This is a genomic window from Planctomycetia bacterium (assembly GCA_016795155.1).
Taxonomy (GTDB): Bacteria; Planctomycetota; Planctomycetia; order Gemmatales; family HRBIN36; genus JAEUIE01.
Genome location: JAEUIE010000025.1, coordinates 50136 through 75544, shown reverse-complemented (window position 1 = coordinate 75544; position 25409 = coordinate 50136). Strand labels below are relative to the sequence as shown.

Sequence of the window (25409 nt, the reverse complement as noted above, 5' to 3'; positions counted from 1 at the left end):
TGTGGTGATCGGGCTGGAGCAAATTTATCACACCCGTTATCATGCTCACGAGATGAAGGAGAATTACATGACACTGAAGAAAATCATCCAATGGAGCCTGTTACCCATCGGTGCAGCATTGTTAAGCGTTGCCACCATGCAGCCAGTAATCATTGCTCAGGGGGCAGCAGATAACTCCAACAATGGTACCATGGAAAATGGCCAGCAGGTACTGACCCGTGGTCCTATCCATGAGGCATTCGGGCAGCCAACCGTATTCAATCCGAAGCCTGGTTTGCTGATACCGCAAAAGCCCCCCCAACCGGTAGAAGAACTCCCTCCCGATGAAAAACCTGAAGGCGAAAATGTTGCCTGGCTCGGGGGTTACTGGAGCTGGGATGAAGAGAAAAATGATTTCATGTGGATCAGTGGATTCTGGCGCGTTCTTCCGCCTGGCCGTCAATGGATGCCCGGCTATTGGAATGAAAAAGCAGGCCAGCACCAATGGGTGAGTGGATATTGGGCCAATGCAGAGATCGATGACGAAGAGATCATTGATGAAGCTCCACCGGAATCTCTGGAACGCGGAGCACCGCCCACTGCACCTTCAGAAGATCACATCTGGGTTCCCGGAACTTATGTTTATCGGGATACTCGGTATTTATGGAGACCCGGATACTGGATTGCAAGTCAACCCGGCTGGTGCTGGGTGCCTGCAACTTACTGTTGGACACCATCAGGCTATATCTTCGTCGATGGATACTGGGACTGGTCGATTCGCCGTCGAGGCATTCTGTTTGCTCCATGCTACTTTGATCGAGCAGTGGTTTATCGCCCAGGCTACATCTATCGCCCAGCAGTGTGTCTGGATATTGACGTGATTACACCACACTTCTTCTGCAGGCCAGCCTACGGGCATTATTATTTCGGCGACTATTACGCTACCAGTTATCTGTCGGTTGGCATTACTCCCTGGTTTAATTTCACGGTAGCTCGTGGCCCCCGTTTTTACTCCGGAGACTTCGCTTACTACGAAGCACACTATCGACGGACTAATCCCCGCTGGGGGGTTGAGGTCCGCCTAGGATACGAACGTTACCGCGACAATGTCAATCTTCGCCCTGCCCGAACATTTGTGAGCCAGCAGACGGTTATCAACAATATCACCATCAACAATAACAACACGAAGATTGTCAATAACAACGTCAATGTGAATCAGATGGCATTAGCCAAGCCGATGAAGACGTATACAGCTAATCTGGCGAAGAACCCTGATGCCCCCATGAAAATAGAGAAGATCAATGATGTCAGGGCTCGCGATTTCGGTAAAACCGCTGCAGAGGTTCGCAAAGTCGGTATGGAGCGTGTGAAGATAGAACGAGGTGGCGTTGCAGGTGATGGCACTGCACCAGGCAAGACGGGCAATACCGGCCAAACTGCAACCAAGATTCGTACCGTAAACATTCCGAAGTCGCCTATCGTGTCTAAGATTCCAACAAACCGCGGTACTGATGATGGCGACAAGACGCCCGGCAAAAATCCTGTTGCTGGTTCTCTGGGTGGACAGCCTTCAAATCTGCCACCAGCTATTCCAGGCAACAGTGTCAGCAGAATCAATCGGAATCCGAATACGGCTGGCAAATCGATGGAGCGGTTTGGTAATGCCAATGCCGGTACTAATCGAGACAAGGAAGGTGCGAGCAATACTGGTTCAGCATCATCCAAAACGGGTGCAGGCAAAACAGGTGATAACCGGTTACCTCCCATGAAAAATGACCCTGGAAATACAGCAGGTAAAACACGGGACAATGACGAAAATTCCAACTCCAAGACTGGAGCAGGAAAGACTGGTGAAACCAGACTTCCTCCTATGAAAAATGATCCAACCAAGGCAGGAACTGGGGCAACGGGAGGTCCAGGCAGCAAGACCTTGCCGCCCCTCAAGCAGAATACTCCACCAAAAACTTTAGGCAACTCAAGTGGTACTGAGGCAGCCGGTTCCCGTTCCAGGACCGAACCGCCTCGTGGCAGTTCAGCAGGCTCCAAGGAAAGCGGCTCCTCACGTAGTTCGGGAAGCAGCAGTTCCAAGAGCAAGGAAAAGGAAAAGAAAGAGTGATCAGCGAGAAAAATACATTCAAACCTGCGGTTCATTCCGCAGGTTTTTTTAATCTACATAAGGATCCGCACCGAGTTCCTTAAGAATTTCCTGACGCTGTTTTTCATAGACCATTAAATCCACACGCTGTTTGTAGTGCTTACGTTCTGTCCTTCGTTGGGCAATTTCAAAGAGTTTCTGATATTGCTGCCAATCAACATTTTTCCCGCTGCTGCCCAGTTGTTTTAATTGCTCCTGCCGATTGGAACCTAATGCCTCGAGCAATTCATCCTCCAGGGAAAGATAGAACTGGCAACTGCCCGGATCGCCTTGCCGTCCAGAACGTCCTGCCAATTGTCGATCAACTCGCCTTGCATCGTGTCGTTCTGTACCCAGAACATGCAAACCACCTGCCTCGGCGACACCTTTGCCTAATTTGATATCCGTGCCACGACCAGCCATATTCGTGGCAATGGTAACAGCACCCGGCTCACCTGCCTTGGAAACTACGATTGCTTCTGTTTCATGATGTCTGGCATTGATGATTTCATGTTTGATATCGAGTGCTTTCAGTTTCTCGCTGAGGCGTTCCGATTTTTCCACCGAGCGGGTACCTATCAACACAGCGCGGCCTTGATTGACAAGCTTTTTCACATCGGCAGCAACTGCCTGGAATTTTACATCTTCTGTTGGGAAAACCGTATCAGGCCACTGCTGACGAATCATGGGCCGATTGGTGGGAATAGCCACCACGGGAAGTTTGTAAACTCGCGCAAATTCACGTTCATTGGGGTGAGCCGTACCCGTCATACCTGCCAGCTTCTTGTAAAGGCGATAAAAGGCCTGGAAGGTTACCTGGGCAGCATGATCGCTGGCAATTGTTACCTGGACATTTTCCTTGGCTTCCACTGCCTGGTGCAGACCAGCTCGCCAGTGTCGATCCGGCATGCGACGGCCTGTGTATTCATCTATGATGATGATCTTGCCTTCGTGAATCATGTAGTGCTGATCTTTGCGATAACGTACATGGGCAAAAATCGCTTTTTCAACAGCCTCAAACAGCTTATCCATGGCATGTGAATGTTCGCCTGTGGGCGGGTTGCTGTACCGTGCCAGATGGCGGCCTGCTTCGGTCAGTTCAATTTTCTGCTTCTTCTGATCGTAGGTGAAATGCTCTTCGTAACGTGACTGTCGGGCAATTTTGTCTGCCCAGTAATAGACCACGCTTTCTTCAGGGGTCGCCGGTCGGCTGGCAGTACTGATAATTAACGGCGTTCGGGCTTCATCAATCAGGATGCTATCCGCTTCATCGACGATGGCGTAATTAAAATCGCGTTGGGTGTTGGCATCAAGTTGCTGCCTGAGTTGCTCATTGCCTCCATCCGCATCCCAAGCACGATAAAATGGAATCCCTCCGGTCTGCCCTTGTCCACGCACCTTGAGACGATCACGCAGAAAATCGAACCCGAATTCGGACGCCATGCCGTAGGTGATGTCCTGACGGTAGGCGGTATACCGCTTATCGTCGGGCATTTTCATCTGGAGAACGCCGCCTGAAACGCCGAGTAAATCGAAGATAGGCAGATTCAAATCATAATCACGTTTGGCCAGGTAATCGTTAACCGTGGCAACATGAACGCCCTTGCCTGTCAGGGCATTCAGATAGGTAGGCAATGAAGCTGTCAGCGTCTTTCCTTCACCAGTAGCAAGTTCTGCCAAGGCACCAAAGTGAAGCACCATACCGCCAGCCAGTTGCACATCGAAAGGCCTCATGTTGACCGAGCGTTTGGCGGCGACACATACCAGGCCAAAAGCTTCAGGAATCATCTTGTCGAGGCTTTCACCCCCTCGCGCTCTGCCACGCAATTTCTGGCTGGTGGACTTAATCTCGGGTTCAGAAAGTTTCTCGTAAACACTTTCCCAGTAACGGATGGCATTAATCTGCAGTGCTGCCTTGGCAAACCGTCGCTGCGATTTGGTTCCGAAAAATTGACGAAACTGGTGTACTACATTTGATCCAAGCCGGCTCATAACCATCCTTGCCAGATACGAAGGCCCTGGCGGACATTGTATGGGTAACCACAGCGAAGAGTGGGGTTAAGCCAAGTCAATCAATCAGGTTTCTTCAGATGGATTGGCATGGCGAACAGGTGTTGTTCATGTAAAACGACTGCATCTCTTCAGGAAAGTCATCCATGCTTACCCATCGTCGTCAATTGTTGGGCACCCTGGCTGCAAGTGTGGTCCTGCCTGGATTCAGCTTCGCCAGCGATTCCACTCATTCTGTACGTCGTCCTAATCTGATCGGCGTTTCGAGTTACTCTTTCTGGCAATTCAAACATGACGATTGGCGTGACCTGGAAAAGAACATCGACCAGGCAGGAGAAATGGGATTTGACGGCTTCGAAATATTGCATCGACAGATGACTGATGAGTCGTCTGCAACTTTGCAGAAGCTCAAACGTCGGGCATTCATCAATGGCCTATCCCTTTGTGGGTTTTCCACCCATCAGACTTTTCTTACACCCAGTGTGGAAGAGCGTAAGAAGAACATCGAACACACAGCGAAATGCCTGGAACTGGCTTATGGGTTAGGTATTCCCACCATGCGGGTTAACACCGGTCGATGGAACACCAGCAAAAACTTCGATGAGTTGATGAAGAACAGAGGCATCGAACCACGCTTACAGGGCTATACGGAGGACGATGGCTTCGGCTGGGTGATCGACAGCTTCGAGAAACTGATCCCCGTGGCTGAGAAATGTGGAGTCGTCATGGGTCTGGAAAACCACTGGGGACTCGGGTTAACTCCCGAAGGCGTAAAACGAGTCATTGATGCCGTGAAATCCCCATGGCTGAAGGTAACTCTGGATACTGGAAATTTCCTCGAGGATCCCTACCCCAAACTCGAACAACTTGCACCTGACACGGTGTTGGTGCAAGCCAAAACCTACTATGGTGGAGGCATGTGGTACACGCTTGAGCTCGACTATGAACGCATTGCTGCTTTGCTCAAGAAACATCATTACAAGGGATTTGTGTCCCTGGAGTTTGAAGGGAAGGAATTGCCAGAGACTGCCATCCCCAAGAGTCTGGCACTGTTGAGGAAAGTCTTTGCTCAATAGGTTGCACTGACACGAGATAGAATCATGGTGGTTCAGTCTATAATTACCGTGCCATAGAGGCATTTGAAGACACTATAGTGACACCCAAATTCGTATCTGTGAGATGTACCATGCGTATTGTAAGCGCCTGTCTTGTACTGATATTAACCGGAGTTTGTGTCTTTTCTCTGCATGGTCAAGATACTTCTGAGTCATGGAATAAAATGACTGATCAGGGCATTGCTTACCTGAGGAAAACTCAGGCCCCTGATGGCAGCTGGAGTGGTGACAGGCATATAGGAATCACCGGAATCGTGGTCACTGCTTTACTCAAGACCGGCAAAGTGCCTATCAGTGATCCCATGATTCAGAATGCTCTGGGATATCTGGAAAAACTCATCAACACTAAAGAAGGACACATCGCTGGCAATAACCCCAAACAGCAACTCAAGAACTATGTAACAGCAGTAAATGTGATGGCATTCGCTGCTGCCAACAGGGATGGTAAGTATCAATCGGTGGTCGATGCTGGCGCCAAGTTCCTGATTGGCTTACAATGGGATGAAACCGAAGGATTGACCACGAAGGATAAATTCTACGGTGGTTTTGGCTACGACAGCAAAAGTCGTCCTGACATGAGCAACAGCAGCTTTGCTCTGGAAGCATTGCAGGCAGCAGGTGTCAAATCCGATAATCCTGCTTTTAAAAAGGCTTCAATTTTTCTGAGTCGAAGTCAGAATCTCAAAGGAGAACATCAGGATCAGCCTTGGGCAGCTACCTACAACGATGGCAGCTTCATCTACAATCCAGCCGAAACCAAAGCCAACGCCAATCAAAGCGATGCAAGTCCCGGGCCGGGTTACGCCAGTATTACTTATGCAGGCGTCAAAAGTATGATCTACGCAGGCGTTGACAAGAATGATCCGCGGGTGCAGGAAGCCATCAAGTGGATCAAGAAGAATTACTCGATGGAAGTGAACGTCGGTATGCCACCAGGCCGGGAAAAGCATGGATTGTACTATGGCTACAACATGATGACCAAAGCATTGCTGGCTCTCGACATGGATATCCTGGAAGACAGCAAAGGTAACAAGCATGACTGGCGCAAAGACCTGATTCAGCAACTGGCCAAAACCCAGAAGTCCGACGGCAGCTGGGTGAACGAACAGGACCGATGGATGGAAGGCGATGCCAACCTGGTTACCGCCTTTGCCCTGCTTGCATTAAGCAATGCAAAGACTAAATAATCAGGATGAATATCCAGAAGCTGGTTGCCCGCCACATACGCATTCCGCTACGCAAGCCCATCAAGCATGCGTCTCATGAACGTCGTGAGACGGACAATCTGCTGATGGAATGCCATCTCGGAAATGGCATAGTAGGATATGGCGAAGGAGTTCCCCGTGATTATGTCACGGGTGAAACGATTGCATCAGCACTTGCTGTGCTGCAAAAGAATGACCTTTCTCCCCTGAAAATCAGTCCAGCAAGTTTTGAAGAAGCCATTCGTGCTATTGAAAGCTGGAATATTACCTCCATCCAGCAGGACGATGCGCGTGGCATCAGCACCCATGCAGTCCGCTGTGCTGTGGAACTCGCCTGGCTGGATGCCTGGGGACATTATTTTCAGAAGCCCCTCAGTTCGGTTACTAACATCATCGCACCTGAACTCTTTCAACCGCGAGATCGGATTCAGTATAGCGTAGCTATCACATCAGCGACCGGCTTCAAACTGGCAATGCAGGCTATGACACGGCGTTGGTTTGGTTTCAAGCAATGTAAAGTGAAAGTGGGGATTGCAGGCCAGAACGATGTTGCACGCTTGCGAACCATCCGCAAGTATATGGGATCGGGTATGGAACTGCGTCTCGATGCCAATGAGGCATGGAAGGTGGATGAAGTCGCCGAGCACTGGGAGCAGTTGTCGCCTTTTCAGATTCGTTGGGTAGAGCAGCCTGTCCTGCATGAGGAGATCGGCAAACTTGCCAGGATTCGCGCTGCCATCCCCATGCCAGTGATGCTGGATGAGTCTCTTTGCGGTATGGCAGATGCACAGCAATGTGTGCAGGAAAGGTGGGGAGACTTGTTCAACCTGCGACTCTCCAAATGTGGAGGATTCATCAGGACATTGAAACTGGCCCAGTTTGCTCAGCAACATCGCTTGGGCTTGCAATTAGGTTGTCAGGTGGGGGAAACTGCGGTGCTCTCTGCAGCGGGCAGGCACTTCGCTTGCAGTGTAAAAGGTTTGCTGGCTCTGGAAGGCTCGTACGATCGCTGGCTGGTGAAAGAATCGCTGGGCATGCACGACATAACCTTCGGCGTGGGAGGCAAAGCCGCTGCATTGAACGGGCCTGGACTTGGCATTCAAATCCATCACGATGCAGTTGAGAGAGTCACCCAAAGCAAGGTGGTGATCCTTGGCTAATGTCACTTCTCGGATCATGATCTTCAAAGCCAGTGATGGCTATCCGCTGCACTTTCGTGCCTATGTTCCTGATGGCGAGGTGAAAGGACATCTTGTTTGCCTGCACGGTATTCAAAGTCATGGTGGCTGGTATGAAAAATCATCACGCAAGTTTGCTGAAGCGGGTTATATTGTTACTTATCTGGATCGCCGTGGCTCCGGGCTGAACTGGAAGAACCGTGGCGACATACCCAGTTATCAGCGATTGCTGAGTGACATCCGCGAATTGATCCAAGCTGATGGATTAAATGTTCCCGTAACACTTCTGGCCACTTCGTGGGCCGGGAAACTGGGAGCCATGCTGTGCGCGGAACCTCAACCCGTGATGGATCAACTGGTGCTCTTGTGTCCCGGTTTATTTCCACAGGTATCACCGCCATTGTCAGTTCGACTGGGCATAGCCCGTTCCAGATACATTACTCCGCTCAAGAATTTTCCCATTCCGCTTAATGATCCTGAGTTGTTTACTGCTCAGCCAGGCAATCAAGATTACTTAAAGCATGATCCGTTATCGTTGCACCATGCAACTGCCCGGTTGCTGGTAGAAAGTTTCTGGTTGGACAAAGCCGTGCAACGCATCCAGAAATTACAACCCGTTCCCACGCTGTTGCTGCTGGCAGGGCAGGATCGTATCATTCGAAACCGAGATACCCGTTTATGGCTGGAACAGAAATCTGACAAAAGCACAATCATTGAATATCCGTCTGCTCACCATACGCTCGAATTCGAACCTGGTTGTCCATTTGTTGAAGATATTCTTCATTGGATATCATCACATGGCAAAGAAGTTTAGGCCTTCACCTTCTCCACCTTACTATCCGTCCTATAACAATAGCTCTACTGAATAGTGAGGATGCCTGGGCATCCATTCTTGGAGTGTTGGTCGTGCCAATTGAATACAGTGAAGTACGTAAGGGAATGGTCATTGTTGGAGAAGACAACAATTTGTATAGCGTCGTAGATCGTTCTCTCCATACGCCGGGCAACTGGCGAGCCATCTTGACCTTGAAGATCAAAAGCCTGAAGACCGGTAACGTGGTGGAAAAGCGTTTCAAGCCTGAGGACAAGGTTGAAACAGCGTTTCTTGATAAACGGGAAATGGAATACATTTACCAGGATACCGATGGGTATGTTTTCATGGACAGTGAAAACTTCGAACAGGTAACCCTGCAGCCTGAACTGGTAGGCGAATTGATGGGTTTTCTGAAACCCAACACGAAGGCATTTGTTGTGTTCTATGAAGGAAATCCGATTAGCGTTGAACTGCCACCAACCGTAGAGTTGCATGTAACGGAAACAGAGCCTTCGATGAAAGGCGCTACAGCAGCTGCACAATATAAGCCAGCTATTACAGAAACTGGCCTTAAGGTTACCGTGCCACCATTTGTTGGCGTAGGTGAACTCATTAAGATTGATACACGCACAGGTGAATACCTGGAACGTGTTAAGAATTAATTTCGGATACCCATGAAACCACGGCAAAAAGTACATTTTTGCCGTGGTTTTCTATTTGAACGATAGATGAATACAGTTTTTAGCAGAACGTGATAAATCCAGTCCCGTCTTCAGCGAACATCTGATAGCCTGAATGTAGGATATATTCGGTAACCCCGTGCAACCTAATGTGGTTGTACTGGGTATGTTTCCGTGATTGCGTTTTCTTAACCATGCTGAAGTCCTGGCTTATGTATCGGCAAATCAACACAGCCCTCCAAGCTGGCAAGCTGGATGAAGCCTGGAATCTGCTTCAGAATCCATCACTGCGCAGACATCAGAACACTCAAGAATACCTGTTACGTTGTGGCATTGCGTTCCTGGCACGGGCTAAGCAACTCGGCAAGCAGAATAACCTGGATGCTGCCTTGAAAGATCTCAAGTATGCCCGGGAAGCCGGTGTAGCGCAAGCCAATATTGATCTGGTGAAAAACGAACTCGTTCATCTGAAACTATCGGGTGTCAAATCCATACTGGATCAGGGACAGCCTTCCGAAGCACTTGCCCTCATCGAAGCAATGAGGCATCAACCCGTTTCCCAACAGGAACTGGAACAATACGAACAGACAGCCAGAGCCTGGCTGGTAGCCCGTGACCATGCACAACAAGGGGAATTTCTCCAGGCCATTCAGACCATTGAGCGCGTTGCGTATCAAAAGGTGCCTACACTGGTGAGCCTGCATGCCGAATGGAAAAGACATCAGGTAGAGTTCCCGGCACAATGTGATCAATTGCATCAAGCCGTTGAACAACAGCATTGGCGACAAGTAGTAAAACTGGCAGATAACCTGCTTGCATTAGCTCCAGAGCATGCCGAGATCAGGAAAGCACGAGCAAAAGCCTGGCGTATGCTGGAACCCCCGACGGTTCTGCATGGACCTGATCATGGTGCGGCGGCACCGGCACAGGAGAAAGCCAACCCTCAAAATTCCATTGAAGATGCACCAAGACGGCTGTTATGCTGGATTGATGGAGTGGGCGGGTATCTGTTATGTCTGTCGCCTCGCGTGAGCCTGGGTCGTGCAACGGGAGATGCCACCGTTGACATTCCCCTGTTTGCTGATGTTTCCCGACTGCATGCCTACTTGAACCGCGATAAAGAAGGCGGGTATGTACTCGAAGCAGTACGTCAGGTACAGGTAAATGGAAAACCTGTAGAAAAAGTGGTACTCAAGGATGGCGACGAGTTGACCCTGGGGACTGCCTGCAAAATACGCTTCAGGCAACCCCTTGCTGTCAGTGGTACAGCCCGGCTTGAACTCATCAGTCGGCATCGTCTGCCCTTAAGCATCGATGGTGTCTTACTGATGTCGGATGCTTGCCTGATGGGAGATCATGAAGGAACACATGTGATGGTGCCAGGGTTGTCACGCCCGCTGGCCATTGTGCGTCAGGGGGAAAGCCTGGCTATACAGTGTTCCGGGCCTTACGAAATAGATGGTCAGGCTTGCAAGGGACGTACGCCGGTGACCATGAAATCAACCATTTGTGTAGATGAAGTACGCTTGAAACTGGAATCGGTCGGTCCGCGTTTTCTCGGAAATTAATTACGGTGCACAGCAGGCTTTGCACCGTGTGATCATAAGGTGACGTCATGTCCAAGTTCGTGTATACCTCTGGTGATCGCCCGCTATCGGGATATGTCATCAAGCGTGGCATTGGCCAGGGCGGGTTTGGTGAAGTTTACTATGCCGTTTCTGAAGCAGGCAAGGAAGTCGCCCTCAAGCTGGTACGCGGCAATGCAGAAGTTGAACTGCGTGGCATGCAGCAGTGCATCAACCTGAAGCATCAAAACCTGGTTTCCCTTTACGACATCAAGATGGATGAACAGGGCGATAACTGGGTCATCATGGAGTATGTAGCTGGGGAGAGCCTGTCGCATGTATTGAACCGGCACGCAGAAGGCTTACCCATTGATCAGGTGCAGAGTATTTTCCAGGAACTCTGCCTGGCCATGCAGACGCTGCATGAAAGCGGAATCGTGCACCGCGATCTGAAGCCAGCCAACGTTTTTATCGAGAATGGTCTGGTCAAAGTAGGTGATTACGGTCTGTGCAAATTCATCAGTGGCACTCAGAAAAGTCCGCAGACACAATCGATCGGTACAGTTCATTACATGGCTCCGGAAATCTCAACAGGTAACTACGGCAAGCAGGTTGATATCTATGCTGCCGGTGTCATGCTGTATGAGATGATGACTGGCAAACTACCGTTTGATGGTGAAACAGTGGGCGAGATATTGATGAAGCATCTCACCTCCCAGGCTGATTTATCCCTGGTGCCTAAGGAGTATAAGGAAGTCATCGAAAAATCACTGGTCAAGAATCCAGCAGAGCGATATCAGACCTTCAGCCAGTTTGCTGAAGAAGTGGCTAAGATTGCAGGCAAGACAGTGCCTAAGAGCATGCCCAAACCTATGCCTGTACCAGTGGCTGCCCTGGCTGGTAGCCCATCCCAGTTGACAACTCCTTACCCTGCTACTCCAAGCAAGCCTGCCACGGTACCACTAAGTTCCTCCGGCAGCTGGGGGCGAGACAAGATCTCAGAATTGCTCTGGTCTATGGTTCAAGCCACTCTGTTTTCGGTTCTCGGTGTTATGATCTGGGCAGCTATTGTTGGCCCGGTGAAAGGTGATTTTCACGTTCGTGAGTATCTTGGGATGCTCAACGCTCTGATCCTGACGACATGGACAGTTCTTATCACCGGCAAAATCTGGGATGGAAGACCAGGGGACCCCTGGCCACGGCGATCCATCCTGTTGGCATGCGGCCTGGGCATCGGAGCCATGTCAGGCTTCATGAGCCCACTGAATTTCGATGCCCGCACGATTACCAGTAACCAGATTGGGCAGCAGACGCTCTGGATCATGGTCTACCATGCATTCTTTTTCGGAGTTGGTCTGTTTGCACTACGATGGTGGGAATTAACGCCGCGCTATCGCACCAGTCGTTTCAACTTCTGGTCCACCGTGATCACTGGAATTGTGGGCTATCTCATCGTTGGAATCATGATGCTGGGCAATGAAAAGGCAGTCACGGAAAATCTGAATGCCAGTAGAGAAATTCCTGCTGTAGTGATTATTCTCACCATAGCCAATATCGTGATACAATTAGCAAGTCCCTGGTCGGCGCCACTGCCCAGAGCCTCCCGCAAACTACGGTGGCGAACCGCCTGATATTCACATAAATCGACAACTACTTTAAACGAATGATCTATACTGACATTCAACCCAGATAAAAATCATGAGTTCTAACGGCACCTTTAACCTGAACTTCAATTTCATCTTCATCGTAATGGGTGGGTTGATCGTTCTTGCTATGGTCATGGGTCGTCGATCCAAGAACTCACATCGCACTGGAACCAGTTGGTGGGTTGGACTGGGCGTTCTGCTGGTAGTCGTCAGTGTATTTCTGGGCTTTACCAAAATGCGGATGGGTTCCGTGAAGGAAGAGCGGCATAGTCCGAAAAATGCTTTCAGCGATGCTGTTGATGAGTTCCGTGATGAACTGCGTTCCGGGCTTGATCAAGCTCGTGAATCTATACGAGACAGCTTGCAAACGGCTCAAGACGGTATGGAAGAAGCTCGCAAAGCCATTACTTCGGCAAATATAACAGCCAAGTCTAAGAACACTAAATCCACAACCAGGGTAGTCAAGACAACCATCAATGCCCCTCGTATCCCCACTTCCTGGATTGTGGAAGTCAAGGATCGCGAACGTAGCCAGAGTCAGAAAGATGTTGATCGCCAACTGTATATGAAAGCAGTTGAAAGCGTTCATCGCTGGATTAATGAACGTATGCCTGTCAATTGGATGATGCACTACCCGACGGTGAATTTGGATTGGCTGAAAAACCATGGTGTCTTTCAAGATGCGATAGAGTACCAGGAAGAACTGGTGCCTCGTTCCAGTTCGAACGTGAAAGATACGCTTTACGGTGGTACACTCAAAGTATCCCTTGCACCTGAGGTACAGGAAACCTTATTGAACCTTGGATATCAGAAACTGGAAGATACCCTGCATGAAGACAAGTTTCTGGCACAGTGGATCATCTTCATCTGTCTTGTGGGCACTACACTGTTGTTGGTATTGATCGCAGTAATTCGTGGATTTTTTGTGGGCCGACCAGTTTGATTGTGAAGAGTTGATTTTACCTATCTACCCTATATTGTTGAAACGAATCTACGTTGATCTTCTTTTTCTTGAGCATGAATTATTAAAAGAATTAATTCCATCAAGTCTCATGCACTCAAGACCGATACGACCATAACAGACTCCTGCGCATGCGCAGGGGTGCGATCAATGCAGGTGGGGACCTGAACGGTTGATCGTCATCAGCCTGAAACCATGTCGGACAATTCAGGCTGTCCAACGGGGGAGGTGTTGCGATGCAACGTCTGGTATGCATCCTATTCGCTGGTCTTTTCGTCACGTCGAATGTGTTCGCGCAGGACGATATCGAACATCTTTCTGAACGCGACTGGCAGATTCCCATCACGCTAACGGAGCCTATCCGCAAGGAAGCTCAGTCGCTGACACTGTTTGTATCGCAAGACCAGGGTAAAACGTGGAAGAAAGAAGCCACGGCAAAACCCTCCGATGAATTCTTCAAATACCTGGCGCCACAGGATGGCACATACTGGTTTAGCGTCAGCTATGTAAACCGTACCGGGCAGACTGTGCCAGCCAAAGAGACTGATCTTCAACCTCAATTGAAGATTATCGTTGATACCAAGCGACCTGTTGTCAAAGTCCAGGCACAGGAACGCATGAACGATCAGATCACTGTTTCGTGGGATGTTCAGGACGAACACCTCGACCTGAACACCCTGACCCTGCAATACCGGGCTCAAGGTGACAATGCCTGGAAAGCCGTTGCATTGACACCCGTTGCCAATGGCAAAAAGCAATTCAATACCGGTGCCATGGGCACAGTGTCGGTTCGAGTGACATCCAAGGATAAAGCTGGAAACCTGGGTGAAGATCAGACAGAAATCCAGGCAACCACCATGGTTACCTCTAACCAGGTTGGATCCGGTCAGGCAAACGCAAGCAGTGGAAATACGAGTCCCATGCTGCCACCCGCACCTATGGTTCCACCATTGGGATTGACCACCAGCAATACCACTCAGAATCAAGCAGCACCCAAAGTGGATGGTACTTTACCACCACCGGTTTCCACCAATAATCCCATACCAGCACTGGGCAGCGCACCTGCACTTGGCAATTTGCCTGCACCTGCAAGCAACGCAGCGAACAACAATGCACCAACAGGTTTTAAGCCTGCCTCCACGATTCCTCAGGCAGCAACCAATGTAACTGCAGGTAATAATCCAACCGGTGGTTATTCCGGATTTCAACGGGGAAACGCTGGACCAGTGCTGTGGAGCAACTCACTCCATCTTGATCTTGATTTTGAAGTTAAAGCAGGCCCGTCAGGTGTTGGCATCCTGGAACTCTATTACACGCTGGATGCAGGAAAAACCTGGCAACTGCTTGATAAACGTGAAGATGCCAACCGGCCGTTCAGTGTTGATGTTCCTGGTGAAGGCATCTACGGCTTTACCATGGTTGTCAAGAATCGTGCTGGCTTAGGAAAGTCTGCTCCAAGTTCTGGAGAGTTGCCTGCGGTTCGTGTCGGTGTTGATATCACAGCACCAGTCTGCGAACTCATCACGCCGCTTGATACGGTTCCCGGGAGCAAAGACCTGGTAAACATCAAATGGAATGCTATCGATGCCAATCTGGCTAGTGGGCCAGTCAAGATTGAGTGGGCTGAGAATCCAACTGGCCCGTGGAAGCTGGTGGTTGACAAGCAGCCTAATAATGGTGTTTTCCGTTGGCGAGTTCCAGCCAACACTCCTTACCAGGTCTATCTCAAGCTGGAAGTAACCGATGTGGCTGGAAACACGGGTCAGTTTATCACTCGTGAACCCGTACTGGTTGATCTGCAGATGCCAGAAGTGAAGATCAACGGCTTGGCATTGCCAAAGAAGCAGTAAATAATCAGAATCATCGAAAGTCGAGGCATGTAGATTCATGCCTCGATTTTTTTATGTGCTGGAATAAGAAAGTTTCATGTTACCCAAATTACCTAATCGTCAACTTAATTAAGTTGAACATCCTCAATCCCCTGTGTTGTGCATCTTCTGCATCTTCGGTTCGTTCGTCTCATGCCTGTCAAGTACCCCAGCCGATAGTGAAGGCATTACAGAAAGAAGCCGCGCGCCCGGCACGCACCGACTCCGTGGACAAACCCGCACAGGTTCACGGAGGGCCTTTCGACAGGCAGCGCGTTGGGGCATAACAAGGAGAGCCAGGCAATGTCCCGTATCGCACCTGCTTTGCTCGTCTGCCTGCTGGCCACTAGCTGCCATGCATTTGCTGACGATGCCTTCCCCGCCCTCGACCAGCGTCTGGGCAAAACCATTACCGTGGTGGAAAAGAACTATCCCACGGAAAAAGCCGTGATTACTCAGGTCTGGCGACTCGATGATGGTTCACCCTGCATGCAGGCTCAGGTTACTGGCTCCAACGCTCAGCTGACACTCGTTGAAAACCTCCAGGCCAAGTCAGCGGTGGATCGCATCAAGATTTATCGCTGGACCAATAGTACGTGCCCCACTGGCTGCCCAGTTCCTCCTGCCAAACCAGTAGTCATGGAAATGCCTAAAGCAACCAAACCGGTTGAAATGGTCAAAACCACGAAGGCTGTTCAGCCTGTCACTTCAGCGACAACGACTGCTGCCTCCAGCAAAGTAGCTGCGATGGATGGCGGCCTGGTTCCAGTGATGACTAAGAAGGAAGAAGTAAAATCCATTTCCACAGTTGCTGCTACCTCACCTGCAGTAGCTACCAAGCCTGTAACAACTCAAGTTGCCAAAGTGGTAACGACACCTGCCGCTAAGCAAACTACTGTGGTTACTACGACACCTGTTATAACTCCTGTTACCACCTCGCCAGTAGCTGTTCAAACAGCACCCACGCTTAATGTAGCTAAATCTGCTCCTCCAGCAGTCATCAAAACCCCTGCACCGGTTGTTCCTGTTCAGGCAACTACCGCTGCTCCTGTTGCAAGCACTGCACCATTAGGCCGTGAACTGGTAGGTGGCTGTGAAGTGATTACTGTGACCGAAAATGGCGTTGCTCGCAAATACAAAGTGCTTGGTACCGCTCGCGATAAGCACGGCGTAATGACTCACCGTTGCCAGGCACTGGATAACAACGAAGTGGTCACCCTGCATTGCGATCAATGCACTCCCTGTGCTCAATCTAAGGTGGAATGTGCAGCACCTGTTGCCAAGTGCGAACCGGTGAAGACTGCCTGCCCACCTGCACCGTGCAAAGTGGAAGTCAAAGCATGTGAGCCAGCCAAAGTGGCTTGTGCACCAGCACAAGTACTTTGCGAGCCAGCTAAGGTTGCTTGCGAACCTGCTAAGGTTGCCTGCGAACCTGTTAAAGTGTGTGCACCAGTTGCAACCAAAGCCTGCGACCCTTGTGCTGACAACAAAGCTGGTACTTGCTCCAAATGCGGTGGTGCGGAAGGCAGTTGCGATGCTTGCCGAGGCAAGTGTGGCGATGGCAACTGTGATGCAGGCCATGGCCGTCGTATCAAAGGTCATCGTGCCCGCACCTGCGACATCAATGTACCAGTTCCTGGTGTGCGTCTGAGTGCCAGCAATGGAACTCCCGGCGGACCACCACCACAACCTGAAGTCCCTGCCTTCTGCACCATGAATTCCTGCTCCATGCGTGCCTATTACAGTGCTCCGCAAGTGGTGCCATTCGCCTGCTTGAATCAGCCTTTTGGCGATTGCATGAATGCTCAAATTTCGATGGGTATGTACCAGATGAATAACGGCCAGGGCGATGCCGTAGCCAACACTCTACACCTGATCAATGTACTGGCTCAATCCAGGGAAGTGGAAAACCGCCAGTGGGCAGCTCAGCGTCTGGAACAGGCAACTCTTCCTACCGTTCGACCCTATGTAGAAGACGCGCTGATGACGGCAGTACAAATGGATCGCTCTCCAGCTGTCAAAATCGCTGCTATCCGGACATTGACTTCCCTGAAATCAACCCGGCCTCAGGTGGTGGCACTCATGAGTCAGGCCTGCATGCATGAAGACCCACGCATTCGCGAAGCTGCCGGCGAAGCCATCAATTCCATGATGAAGCAGGCAGGTATTCAGCAGGCTGGATATAGCCGCTAATGCGAAGAGGTTGAAACAATGCAACAACCCCCAAGTCATACTTGGGGGTTGTTTTGTTGGATGAGTGTGTCTTGCAATGTAAGTGGAAGGTTGTTTATCCTTCCCGGTTTGAGCGATCGAAGCGCTTGCGATCAGCTTCTTTCAGCAGCATCTTGCGCAGCCTGATGGAGTTGGGGGTAATCTCCACCAGTTCATCGTCTTCGATGTATTCCAATGCCATTTCCAGAGTCATTTGACGAGGAGCTTTGAGCACCACGGTTTTTTCGGCATTGGCATTACGCATATTGGTCAGTTTCTTTTCACGGGCAATATTTACGGGGAGATCATTATCCCTGCAGTGCTCTGCTACAATTTGGCCCTCGTAACACTGATCTTGAGGCGAAACAAACATGACGCCTCGATCCTGCAGTCCTTCGATGGCATAAAAAGTAGCTGGCCCGGTTTCCGTAGCGATCATCACTCCGTTCACACGTGATGGAATGGTGCCCCGGCTCGGTTGATAGTCATAAAAGGTATGATGCATGATCGCCTGCCCGCTGGTGGCAGTCAACAATCGGGTTTTTAAACCGATCAGGCCGCGTGCCGGGATGGTAAACTCCAAGTGAGTCAATTCTCCGCGAGCATCCATCTTGAGGCACTCAGCCCGGCGATTACCCACCAGTTCCATGACAGCACCGACAGAACCCTGCGGGCACTCGATAACGAGATATTCCACCGGTTCCAGCTTCATGCCCCCTTCTTCTTTCATGATGACTCGAGGCTTGCCGACAGAGAGTTCGTAACCTTCGCGGCGCATGGTCTCCAGCAGAATGCCGAGGTGGAGTAAACCGCGGCCTGATACCATGAACTCATCTGATTTGCCTTCGACAGGCACCACGCGCAGAGCTACATTCCGTTCAAGTTCCTTGAACAGTCGATCCCGCAACTGCCTGCTGGTGACATATTCACCATCGCGGCCTGAAAAGGGCGAATCGTTGATGCGGAAGAGCATGGTAAGCGTAGGCTCATCCACTTTCAAAGCCGGAAGTGGATTGGGATGATCGATATCTGCTACCGTATCACCAATCTCCACATCAGTCAGGCCGACGATAGCACAGATATCTCCCGCGGTGACTTCTTCCACTTCGTTTCGACCCAATCGGTCGAAGGTGAGCAGTTGTTTGATGTTGTAATCAGTCCGTTTGTTATCGCGGCTGAGCACTGCAACCCGCTGATTCTTCCTGAGTTTGCCTGCGTAGACTTTGCCAACTGCGATGCGGCCTACAAATTCACTGTGATCAAGATTATTCACCTGGAACTGTACAGGAGCTTCCATGTTCACATCAGGTGGAGGGACATGTTTCATGATGGTTTCAACGAGTGGGCGCAAGTCCTTGCTTTCATCATCCATGCTCAGCTTGGCCCAGCCATTGCGGCCTGATGCATATACTACCGGGAAATCACAGGTAGCATCATCGGCATCGAGATCGACAAAGAGATCGAAGATGCCGTTGAGCACTTCCTGAACACGCGCATCGGGCCGATCAATCTTGTTGATGACCACAATAGGTTTCAGTCCACATTCAAATGCCTTGCGAAGCACGAACCTCGTCTGAGGCAAGGGGCCTTCTGCAGCATCCACCAGTAGTGCAGCACCATCTGCCATGCGGAGCACACGTTCCACTTCGCCACCAAAGTCAGCGTGGCCCGGCGTATCAATGATGTTGATCTTGGTATCGCCCCACTTGATGGCACAGTTCTTGGCAAGAATCGTGATGCCTCGTTCACGTTCCAGCGGGTTGGAATCCATGATCAGGCCATGCTGGCCGCCTTCGAGCTTTTCGAGTTCCCCGGCACGGAAGAGACCCGACTGACGCAGCATTTCATCCACTAAGGTTGTTTTGCCATGATCGACGTGAGCAATAATGGCAACATTGCGAATATCATTACGTTTCATAAAGTTCCTGTCCCCAAGTCTGGCTGCAAACTCCGGACTGAGGGAGAATCCTCCGGAAGTACATGGCAACTGTTTAGTATAGGAAACCGGTCAAATTAAGTAGCGACGCGACCGGTTGAAGATTGTGAGAAGCCTGAAACGAAGAAAACCAGGCGAATGCCTGGTTTTCTTATCAATCAGTACCAAAGCATCAGTCGAGCAGTAGATTTGGCTCCCATCCAACTCGTTCAGCAGAACCTCGAAGCTTCTCTAAAGCACGGTTCTGAATCTGACGCACGCGTTCCTTGCTGATGCGAAGCAAGTGGCCGATCTGTCGCAGGCTGTGAGCGCCGGCGCCGGTCAGGCCAAAACGTAGGTCGAGCACTTTCCGTTCACGAGGACGAAGGTTATCCATCAGGTAGTTGAGTGCTTCCTGGCGTTCGTTGTTATCGCGAAGAATGTTTGTATTGTTGTCAGGCATCGCTTCGGTGAGCTTGAAATCGCTGTCATCATCGAGAACAGCATTCAAACTTACAGGAGTTCGTGTAGCAGTCTGCAAGTGAGTCAGGTGTTCGAGACTGCTGCCAGTACGCTTGGCCAGTTCTTGTGAACTAGGCAGGTGCTTGCCGCCATGAGCCAGTGCTTCTGATTCCTGCTGCAAGAGGCCAAGTTCCTGCAGATGGTGAGGCGACAGGCTCACCAGGTGGCTTTGACGAGCTACTGCTATCTGCAGAGTCTGACGAATCCACCAGGTTGCATAGGTTGCCAATCGTGTACCGTGGCTGACATCGAAGCGATCAATCGCCTGCATCAGACCACACACTGCTTCCTGCAGGAGATCGGTATAAGCCAGGGCATGATGGCGGAAACGCTTGGCGACGTGAGCAGCCAGGCGGATGTTGGCAGAAGCCAGTCGATGCTTGAACGTCACATAGCGTTCAAAGACTGGCTTGATACTGGTATGCTTGCGCACTTCGTAAGTGGTATGTTCGCGGATGAACTGGGCCATGGGCCAGGGTTCCATCGGCGGACGATGCTGCTTGAGTTGCTTGGCGTAATGTTTGAGAAGCTGGCGAACCAGTTCTTTCTTGTTTTCCCAGAAGTTGGTTAGGAGCTGTCGTTCTTCTTCAGGAGTGAGCAGATCAGAGGAGTAGATGGTGGGAAGATAAAACTCAGGCATCTCCGGCTGTGTATGCACCTTGATGGTGGTCAACTTGGTTTTGGCTTTGGTTTTGACAGCAGCTGCACTTTTCTTGACGGAGACCATAGCGGGTTTGCTTTTGGTTTTCTTCTTCTTAATGGGCTTTGCCGTTTTCATCACGTTTCCTCTGGTGGCCTTGAGTTCGCGCTTCATCGGAAGGCGGAGAGGTCAAGGGACAATCTGGTCAACGAAGCACTCGTCGGTCCAAACATCCCTGGAAGACCAACCAAAGGGGCATGCGCCAGTTTTTCGTTGCGAGTCATAAACGGAATGTCAAGCATTCCACTGCTCTAACAGCCTTATCAACACGAGCATTACATCCTGTAATGATCAACTGTGTTCAGCACTATCAAAGTCATTTCGTCGTCGTATGGACAATGGATTCTAAGCAGTGAAAGGTACTTATGCAAGGGCATACTTGCAAAGAATGGTAAATAGTAAGGGTCAGATGAGCCATGAAATTCATGACTGCGGAAGAGCCACAGGAAGCGTAAACTAACACCTGCAGAGAAGATGAAAAACTTGCTGATCCTGAGTAACTCCCGGAAATTGCCTGTCAGCAGTATCAGGGGCAACAAGCCGGTTAAATGAGGGTGCTGATCGGTTTTCCTGCTTTTTCACCTGAAATTTTTCGAGGTCGTCCCAATGGATCGCGAATTTCCGTTTCGGGATTGATTCCCATAGCTGTGTAGAGAGTTGCGAAGAGATCACCCACTGTGCATGGGTCGTCTTTAACACTGGTACCGTCTTTGTCGGTGGAGCCGTGAACGATGCCGCCTTTGATGCCACCACCACCGAGTGCCACTGACCAGCAGCGGGCCCAGTGGTCACGTCCGCCGTTCTGATTAATTTTCGGCGTACGCCCGAATTCACCCATCCAGACTACAACAGTGTTTTTCCACATACCTCGATCTACGAGATCCTGAACCAGGGCAGCCATGCCTTTATCCAATCGATCCAGGAGTCCGGTACGGTTGTTCATGCCTGTGCCACTTGGTGTACTGCTGTTGTGTAATGCTTGGAATATGTTGTTGTGATTATCCCAACCACCGAGTGTGACTTCCACACAGGTAACACCCGCTTCAACCAGTTTGCGGGCCAGCAGGCAACCGCGACCGAAGGTATCGGTGCCATACATCTCTTCGTACTTCTTGTCCATCGCTTTGTTGCCATCGATCTTCAGATCGAAGACGTTCTTGAGTTGTGAGTAAGTGAGATCGTATGCCTTCTTGTATACATCGGTATGGGCACTGGCTGCAACGCCACGATTCTGGGCAGCAAACTGATTCTCTACCTTGGCGAGGAACTGTTTACGGAAATCACCCCGCACAATTTTGCTGCGTTCATCACCGAGGTCGCGAGGCAGATCAACATTATCAGGCATGCTGCCTGGGTTTTGTACATTGAACGGTGCATAAGTCATGCCCAGAAAGCCGGGGCCTTCAGAGGGACGACTCACGCTTACAAACGAGGGTATAGCAAGTTCCTTAGGTGCAATCTGCTGCGAAGCAACCGCTCCCAGGCTGGGGAATGTGATGGCAGGGTTGGCAGCGTAGGCAGTATGCATCAGTGTTCTGCCACGCTCATGCGAACCTTCATTCGTTACCAGCGAACGGACCAGGCTCAAATGTTTCATCTGCTTCGCAACCAGGGGCAGATGCTCGCTGATCATGACTCCATTGGCACTGGTCTTGATCGGCTTGAACTGTCCGCCTGTCGATTCACCCGGCTTCATATCCCAGGTATCCATATGACTGGGGCCGCCATCCATCCAAAGGATGATGATGCTCTTGTTCTCCTTTTTGAGCTTGCTCTGCATAGCATGCAGGCCCTGCACAAAGCTGATGCTGGGAGCAGCCATCAGGGAGAAGCCAGCCATATGTTTCAGAAAATGACGTCGACCAATGCCACCGGTAGACATGCCCCACATAGCGAAATTCCTTGATAGGCGAATAGCGTTCTGGATGAAACAAACGGCTTTATGAGCTAACCCTAATCTACTCTACAAAGTTCCGTGAGTGCAAAGGGAAATTGGGGAATAACGGCCTGTTTGATATGTTATTTTGTGTGTTTTGCAGTGGAACAAAGCCATATTGCAGCATTTGTGACCACTTGCTATAGCACAGAGAAAGCATGAACCAAAAGGAGGTTACCATGCTGACATCATTCTTCTTGCTGTTCCTGGCAGTCAGTAAAAACGCCGAGAATGCTCAAGCTTATTGCAACGTGTGACAATCACTCTCGTATTCAGCAATGGAAAGTCGTTGAACTTGCTGAACGTGACAGCAAGGTAGAAAGTATCCCTTCAAAATCAAACAGGGAAACTTGGAAATCAGTCTTTGTAAAGAGAACAGATTACTCTGTGATAGTGCCAGTCAAAGCACAGAGATTCTGTACACGACTTTACGGCCTAATCGGCTATGAAGAAAAGCAAGCACATCATTGCCCCTGGCACTTGGACATTCAACTAAGCTGGTCCGACTTCCCGTACATCAAGAAAGTATTGATGTATGAGTTACTGCATACTCCTACTATCAAATCACCGTATTACGCCGCCAGAGTTTGTTCGATGCCAAATATTCAATGCAAGGCAACGAGCATGGGAGAATTGGAGCAGAAATTGCTTGCGGACTACAAACAGTATTTATTGAAGATGCTGCAGGATAAAGACTTCATCGAAGTGGAGAGAAATGAAACTCCCAGTTATGGCGTGCCCCTGTATGGCCCGCTTCTGGCTCAACCACCTCTTTGGTTCGATAACGGCTATCTCCTGGGTTTACAGTTTACGTTTTAGACTGCGTGCCGAAGAGAATTGCTGACTTGCAGCATTTTGGCACCTTGGTATAGCACAGCAAAAGCATGAACCATGAGGAGGTTGCCATGCTAACGATCTTGATAAGTTGGATGCTGGTTTCCTTTGAACCTGTCTGCAAGCTGCCACCTGTGCCGACCAATCATCGATTCACTGCAGGAATAAAAATAATCGAATTACCCTTTACTTTTACACCAGAATGGCAAGTAACGACGCTTGCGAAAAAGGAGTTCCTGGTTGGTGAATCCACAAACTTTGAAAACTGGCACAAACGTGAACAGGTCAGTCATCACCTGGAACTTACACCCGTTGAGAAACCAGACAACTACATTAGAGCACGGAATTCGATGAAATTGATAGTTGATTGCTTAGATAAGGAGCATCGCCCCTGGCAATTGGCATATCAGCGTGTTTTTACTTTATTCGAATCTTGCATAGGCAAATTCCTTTACTACGAGATTATCAAGAATCCCTCGACAGAACGTCCCTATTATGTTGCCTTTGTCCGTTCCATGCCGAACATCCGCTGCAAGGCAACAACTATTGCTGAGTTGGAGCAGCAATTAGTCCAAAAGTATAAAGAGTATTTACTGAGATTAGTTGAGGAATCAGACCTGATAAAGATGGAACTGGATGAAGCAGAACCCGATTGGGACTTGCCGCCGATACATAAGGGGTTTATCGCAAGAAAACGTTTTGCATTTTAGTTTTCCTTATCGCCCTTCCTGCTTCTCCATGATCACCTTCGCGCCGGCTGCAGTGAACGCTTTGACCAGAGCTTCTGCTTTTGCCTTAGGCAAGTTCTCAGCAACCGGTTTGCCTAGCGCTACATCCAGTCGTTGACGAGCCATCAACTGATCAAGTCCCAGAATATCTTTCATGGGCTTGAACAACTGACCGGGGCGATTGAACTTGGCGGTTAAGACCACCCTGTATTGATCCAGTTCTTCTGCCAGTAGCCTGGCGATTTGTTCCTTCTGATTTTTGTTTAAGACCGCAGCCAGTTTACTGTCCCGTTCAGCTTCGAGCTCTGCAATCAAGGCTGCATATTCGGTGTTCAGTTTCTTGAGTTCCGCCTGTTGCTCACTGCTCAAGTCCCTCAGTTTGGCCAGGAGTTGGTTGAGGGTTGGCTTGGGTTTTGGTTGTTCTGTTTTCGCAGTATCGGTTTTGCCAGGTGATTGAAGCAGCAAGCAGCAGGTGATGAGCAGAACCGACATGTCATATCTCCGAGTGATTGTCGAGCGCTCCTTCGGAGCTTGGTTTCGCTTTGCATCTTACCAGGCCCTGCCGGGCCTGGCTAAAATCGGAGGCTCCTTTGGAGCCAAGTACTGAGCACTCAGGACTAAGTACTGAGCACCGAGCACTCTTATTTTAACCCCTGCAAAAGTAGTTTAGAACCGGCAATGATGAGTACCAGCGATAACAAGCGTCGGAGGATGATCGGGCTGCCATACTTGCTGCCAAACCAGGAGCCGAGCCAGCCGCATACTGCAACCAGAATCATCCACAATGGTAACAAGGCAGGCACTTCGACCGGACCCGTCTGCTTATTCCACCAGCCAATCAAGGCTGCGGGCGAGTTGGCGAGAATGAAAGCCACTGACAACCCAGCTGCCTGGCGAGGGGTGGCCCAGCCACAGAGTATCAGCAACGGGGTCAAAAAGATGCCACCACCTGTACCGGTCAATCCTGAAAGAAACCCCAACCCACCTCCTGCAACAAGTAACAAAAATGGGTTTAAGGGTCTGGAGATTTCCTCAGTATTCTGGCTTGCCTGTCTGGGTGTCAGCCACAACTTGACTGCAGCAAACCATAGGACAACAGCCACAGCGATGAAGTACCACCCAGCAGGCAGTGTGAAGAAACCACCCAGGTAGGCAGCAGGTACCGATGCCACAATCAACCAGAACAGCCTGTGCCACTGAACATAACCCCGGCTGGCAAACTGAATCGTTCCTATCAATGCCACGATGACATTCAGACACAATGCAGTTGGCTTCATGAGTTCTGCAGACACACCCATGATTGCCATGGAAGCCTGGTAGCCTGATGAACCAGCATGACCAATGGAGGCGTAGAGCAAGGCCATCAAGCCCAGCAATACTGTCAGGATGAGGTCATTCAGGGTCATGG

19 protein-coding genes are annotated in these 25409 nt (G+C 50.2%); 13 read left to right on the top strand and 6 right to left on the bottom strand.

Going from position 1 to position 25409, the window contains the following annotated elements; translation table 11 throughout:
- The first annotated feature begins 67 nt into the window (after positions 1 to 67).
- Positions 68 to 2095 (top strand): YXWGXW repeat-containing protein, encoded by a 2028-nt coding sequence (locus JNJ77_10320; GenBank protein ID MBL8822971.1) that lies wholly within the window; start codon positions 68 to 70, stop codon positions 2093 to 2095.
- A gap of 48 nt (positions 2096 to 2143) precedes the next feature.
- On the opposite strand, the gene JNJ77_10315 is transcribed toward JNJ77_10320, so the two are convergent.
- On the bottom strand, positions 2144 to 4111 hold the full coding sequence (locus JNJ77_10315; GenBank protein ID MBL8822970.1) for a preprotein translocase subunit SecA: 1968 nt from the start codon (positions 4109 to 4111) through the stop codon (positions 2144 to 2146).
- Between the two features lie 158 nt (positions 4112 to 4269).
- Here JNJ77_10315 and JNJ77_10310 point away from each other — a divergent pair, with 158 nt between their 5' ends.
- The 10 genes from JNJ77_10310 to JNJ77_10265 all read left to right on the top strand — a co-directional run bounded on the left by JNJ77_10310 (position 4270) and on the right by JNJ77_10265 (position 17348).
- Entirely contained in the window at positions 4270 to 5199 is a 930-nt protein-coding gene (locus JNJ77_10310; protein MBL8822969.1) for a sugar phosphate isomerase/epimerase, read from the top strand.
- Between the two features lie 110 nt (positions 5200 to 5309).
- Entirely contained in the window at positions 5310 to 6425 is a 1116-nt protein-coding gene (locus JNJ77_10305; GenBank protein ID MBL8822968.1) for a terpene cyclase/mutase family protein, read from the top strand.
- A gap of 5 nt (positions 6426 to 6430) precedes the next feature.
- Positions 6431 to 7603: a dipeptide epimerase gene (locus JNJ77_10300; protein MBL8822967.1), complete on the top strand. Its 1173-nt coding sequence runs from the start codon at positions 6431 to 6433 to the stop codon at positions 7601 to 7603.
- Positions 7596 to 8435 (top strand): alpha/beta fold hydrolase, encoded by an 840-nt coding sequence (locus tag JNJ77_10295; GenBank protein ID MBL8822966.1) that lies wholly within the window; start codon positions 7596 to 7598, stop codon positions 8433 to 8435. Before JNJ77_10300 ends, JNJ77_10295 begins: the two co-directional genes overlap by 8 nt.
- Positions 8436 to 8560: 125 nt before the next feature.
- Positions 8561 to 9097 carry an elongation factor P gene (gene efp / locus JNJ77_10290; GenBank protein MBL8822965.1) on the top strand — a complete coding sequence of 179 codons (537 nt, stop codon included), beginning with the start codon at positions 8561 to 8563 and terminating at the stop codon, positions 9095 to 9097.
- A gap of 230 nt (positions 9098 to 9327) precedes the next feature.
- Complete coding sequence (locus JNJ77_10285) at positions 9328 to 10683, top strand: FHA domain-containing protein (protein ID MBL8822964.1); 1356 nt, start codon at positions 9328 to 9330, stop codon at positions 10681 to 10683.
- Positions 10684 to 10730: 47 nt separating this feature from the next.
- Entirely contained in the window at positions 10731 to 12311 is a 1581-nt protein-coding gene (locus JNJ77_10280) for a serine/threonine protein kinase (GenBank protein MBL8822963.1), read from the top strand.
- A gap of 67 nt (positions 12312 to 12378) precedes the next feature.
- Positions 12379 to 13269, top strand: a complete 891-nt coding sequence (locus JNJ77_10275; protein ID MBL8822962.1) for a hypothetical protein — start codon at positions 12379 to 12381, stop codon at positions 13267 to 13269.
- A gap of 254 nt (positions 13270 to 13523) precedes the next feature.
- On the top strand, positions 13524 to 15137 hold the full coding sequence (locus tag JNJ77_10270) for a hypothetical protein (GenBank protein ID MBL8822961.1): 1614 nt from the start codon (positions 13524 to 13526) through the stop codon (positions 15135 to 15137).
- 321 nt (positions 15138 to 15458) lie between these two features.
- The gene (locus JNJ77_10265; GenBank protein ID MBL8822960.1) at positions 15459 to 17348 is read left to right on the top strand and encodes a hypothetical protein; all 1890 of its coding nucleotides are present in this window, start codon (positions 15459 to 15461) and stop codon (positions 17346 to 17348) included.
- Between the two features lie 94 nt (positions 17349 to 17442).
- Here JNJ77_10265 and typA read toward each other — a convergent pair whose 3' ends face one another.
- From typA to JNJ77_10250, 3 genes are all read right to left on the bottom strand, one after another.
- Positions 17443 to 19284, bottom strand: coding sequence for a translational GTPase TypA (gene typA / locus JNJ77_10260; protein ID MBL8822959.1), 1842 nt, complete (start codon positions 19282 to 19284; stop codon positions 17443 to 17445).
- A gap of 190 nt (positions 19285 to 19474) precedes the next feature.
- Positions 19475 to 20443, bottom strand: a complete 969-nt coding sequence (locus tag JNJ77_10255; GenBank protein ID MBL8822958.1) for a sigma-70 family RNA polymerase sigma factor — start codon at positions 20441 to 20443, stop codon at positions 19475 to 19477.
- A 604-nt stretch (positions 20444 to 21047) separates the two neighbouring features.
- Complete coding sequence (locus JNJ77_10250) at positions 21048 to 22394, bottom strand: DUF1501 domain-containing protein (GenBank protein ID MBL8822957.1); 1347 nt, start codon at positions 22392 to 22394, stop codon at positions 21048 to 21050.
- A gap of 639 nt (positions 22395 to 23033) precedes the next feature.
- On the opposite strand from JNJ77_10250, the gene JNJ77_10245 reads away from it, so the two are divergent.
- Positions 23034 to 23258, top strand: coding sequence for a hypothetical protein (locus tag JNJ77_10245; protein ID MBL8822956.1), 225 nt, complete (start codon positions 23034 to 23036; stop codon positions 23256 to 23258).
- A gap of 86 nt (positions 23259 to 23344) precedes the next feature.
- Positions 23345 to 23983, top strand: a complete 639-nt coding sequence (locus JNJ77_10240) for a hypothetical protein (protein MBL8822955.1) — start codon at positions 23345 to 23347, stop codon at positions 23981 to 23983.
- Positions 23984 to 23989: 6 nt separating this feature from the next.
- Here JNJ77_10240 and JNJ77_10235 read toward each other — a convergent pair whose 3' ends face one another.
- The gene (locus JNJ77_10235; protein ID MBL8822954.1) at positions 23990 to 24493 is read right to left on the bottom strand and encodes a hypothetical protein; all 504 of its coding nucleotides are present in this window, start codon (positions 24491 to 24493) and stop codon (positions 23990 to 23992) included.
- Positions 24494 to 24642: 149 nt separating this feature from the next.
- Complete coding sequence (locus tag JNJ77_10230) at positions 24643 to 25407, bottom strand: sulfite exporter TauE/SafE family protein (GenBank protein MBL8822953.1); 765 nt, start codon at positions 25405 to 25407, stop codon at positions 24643 to 24645.
- Positions 25408 to 25409 lie beyond the last annotated feature (2 nt).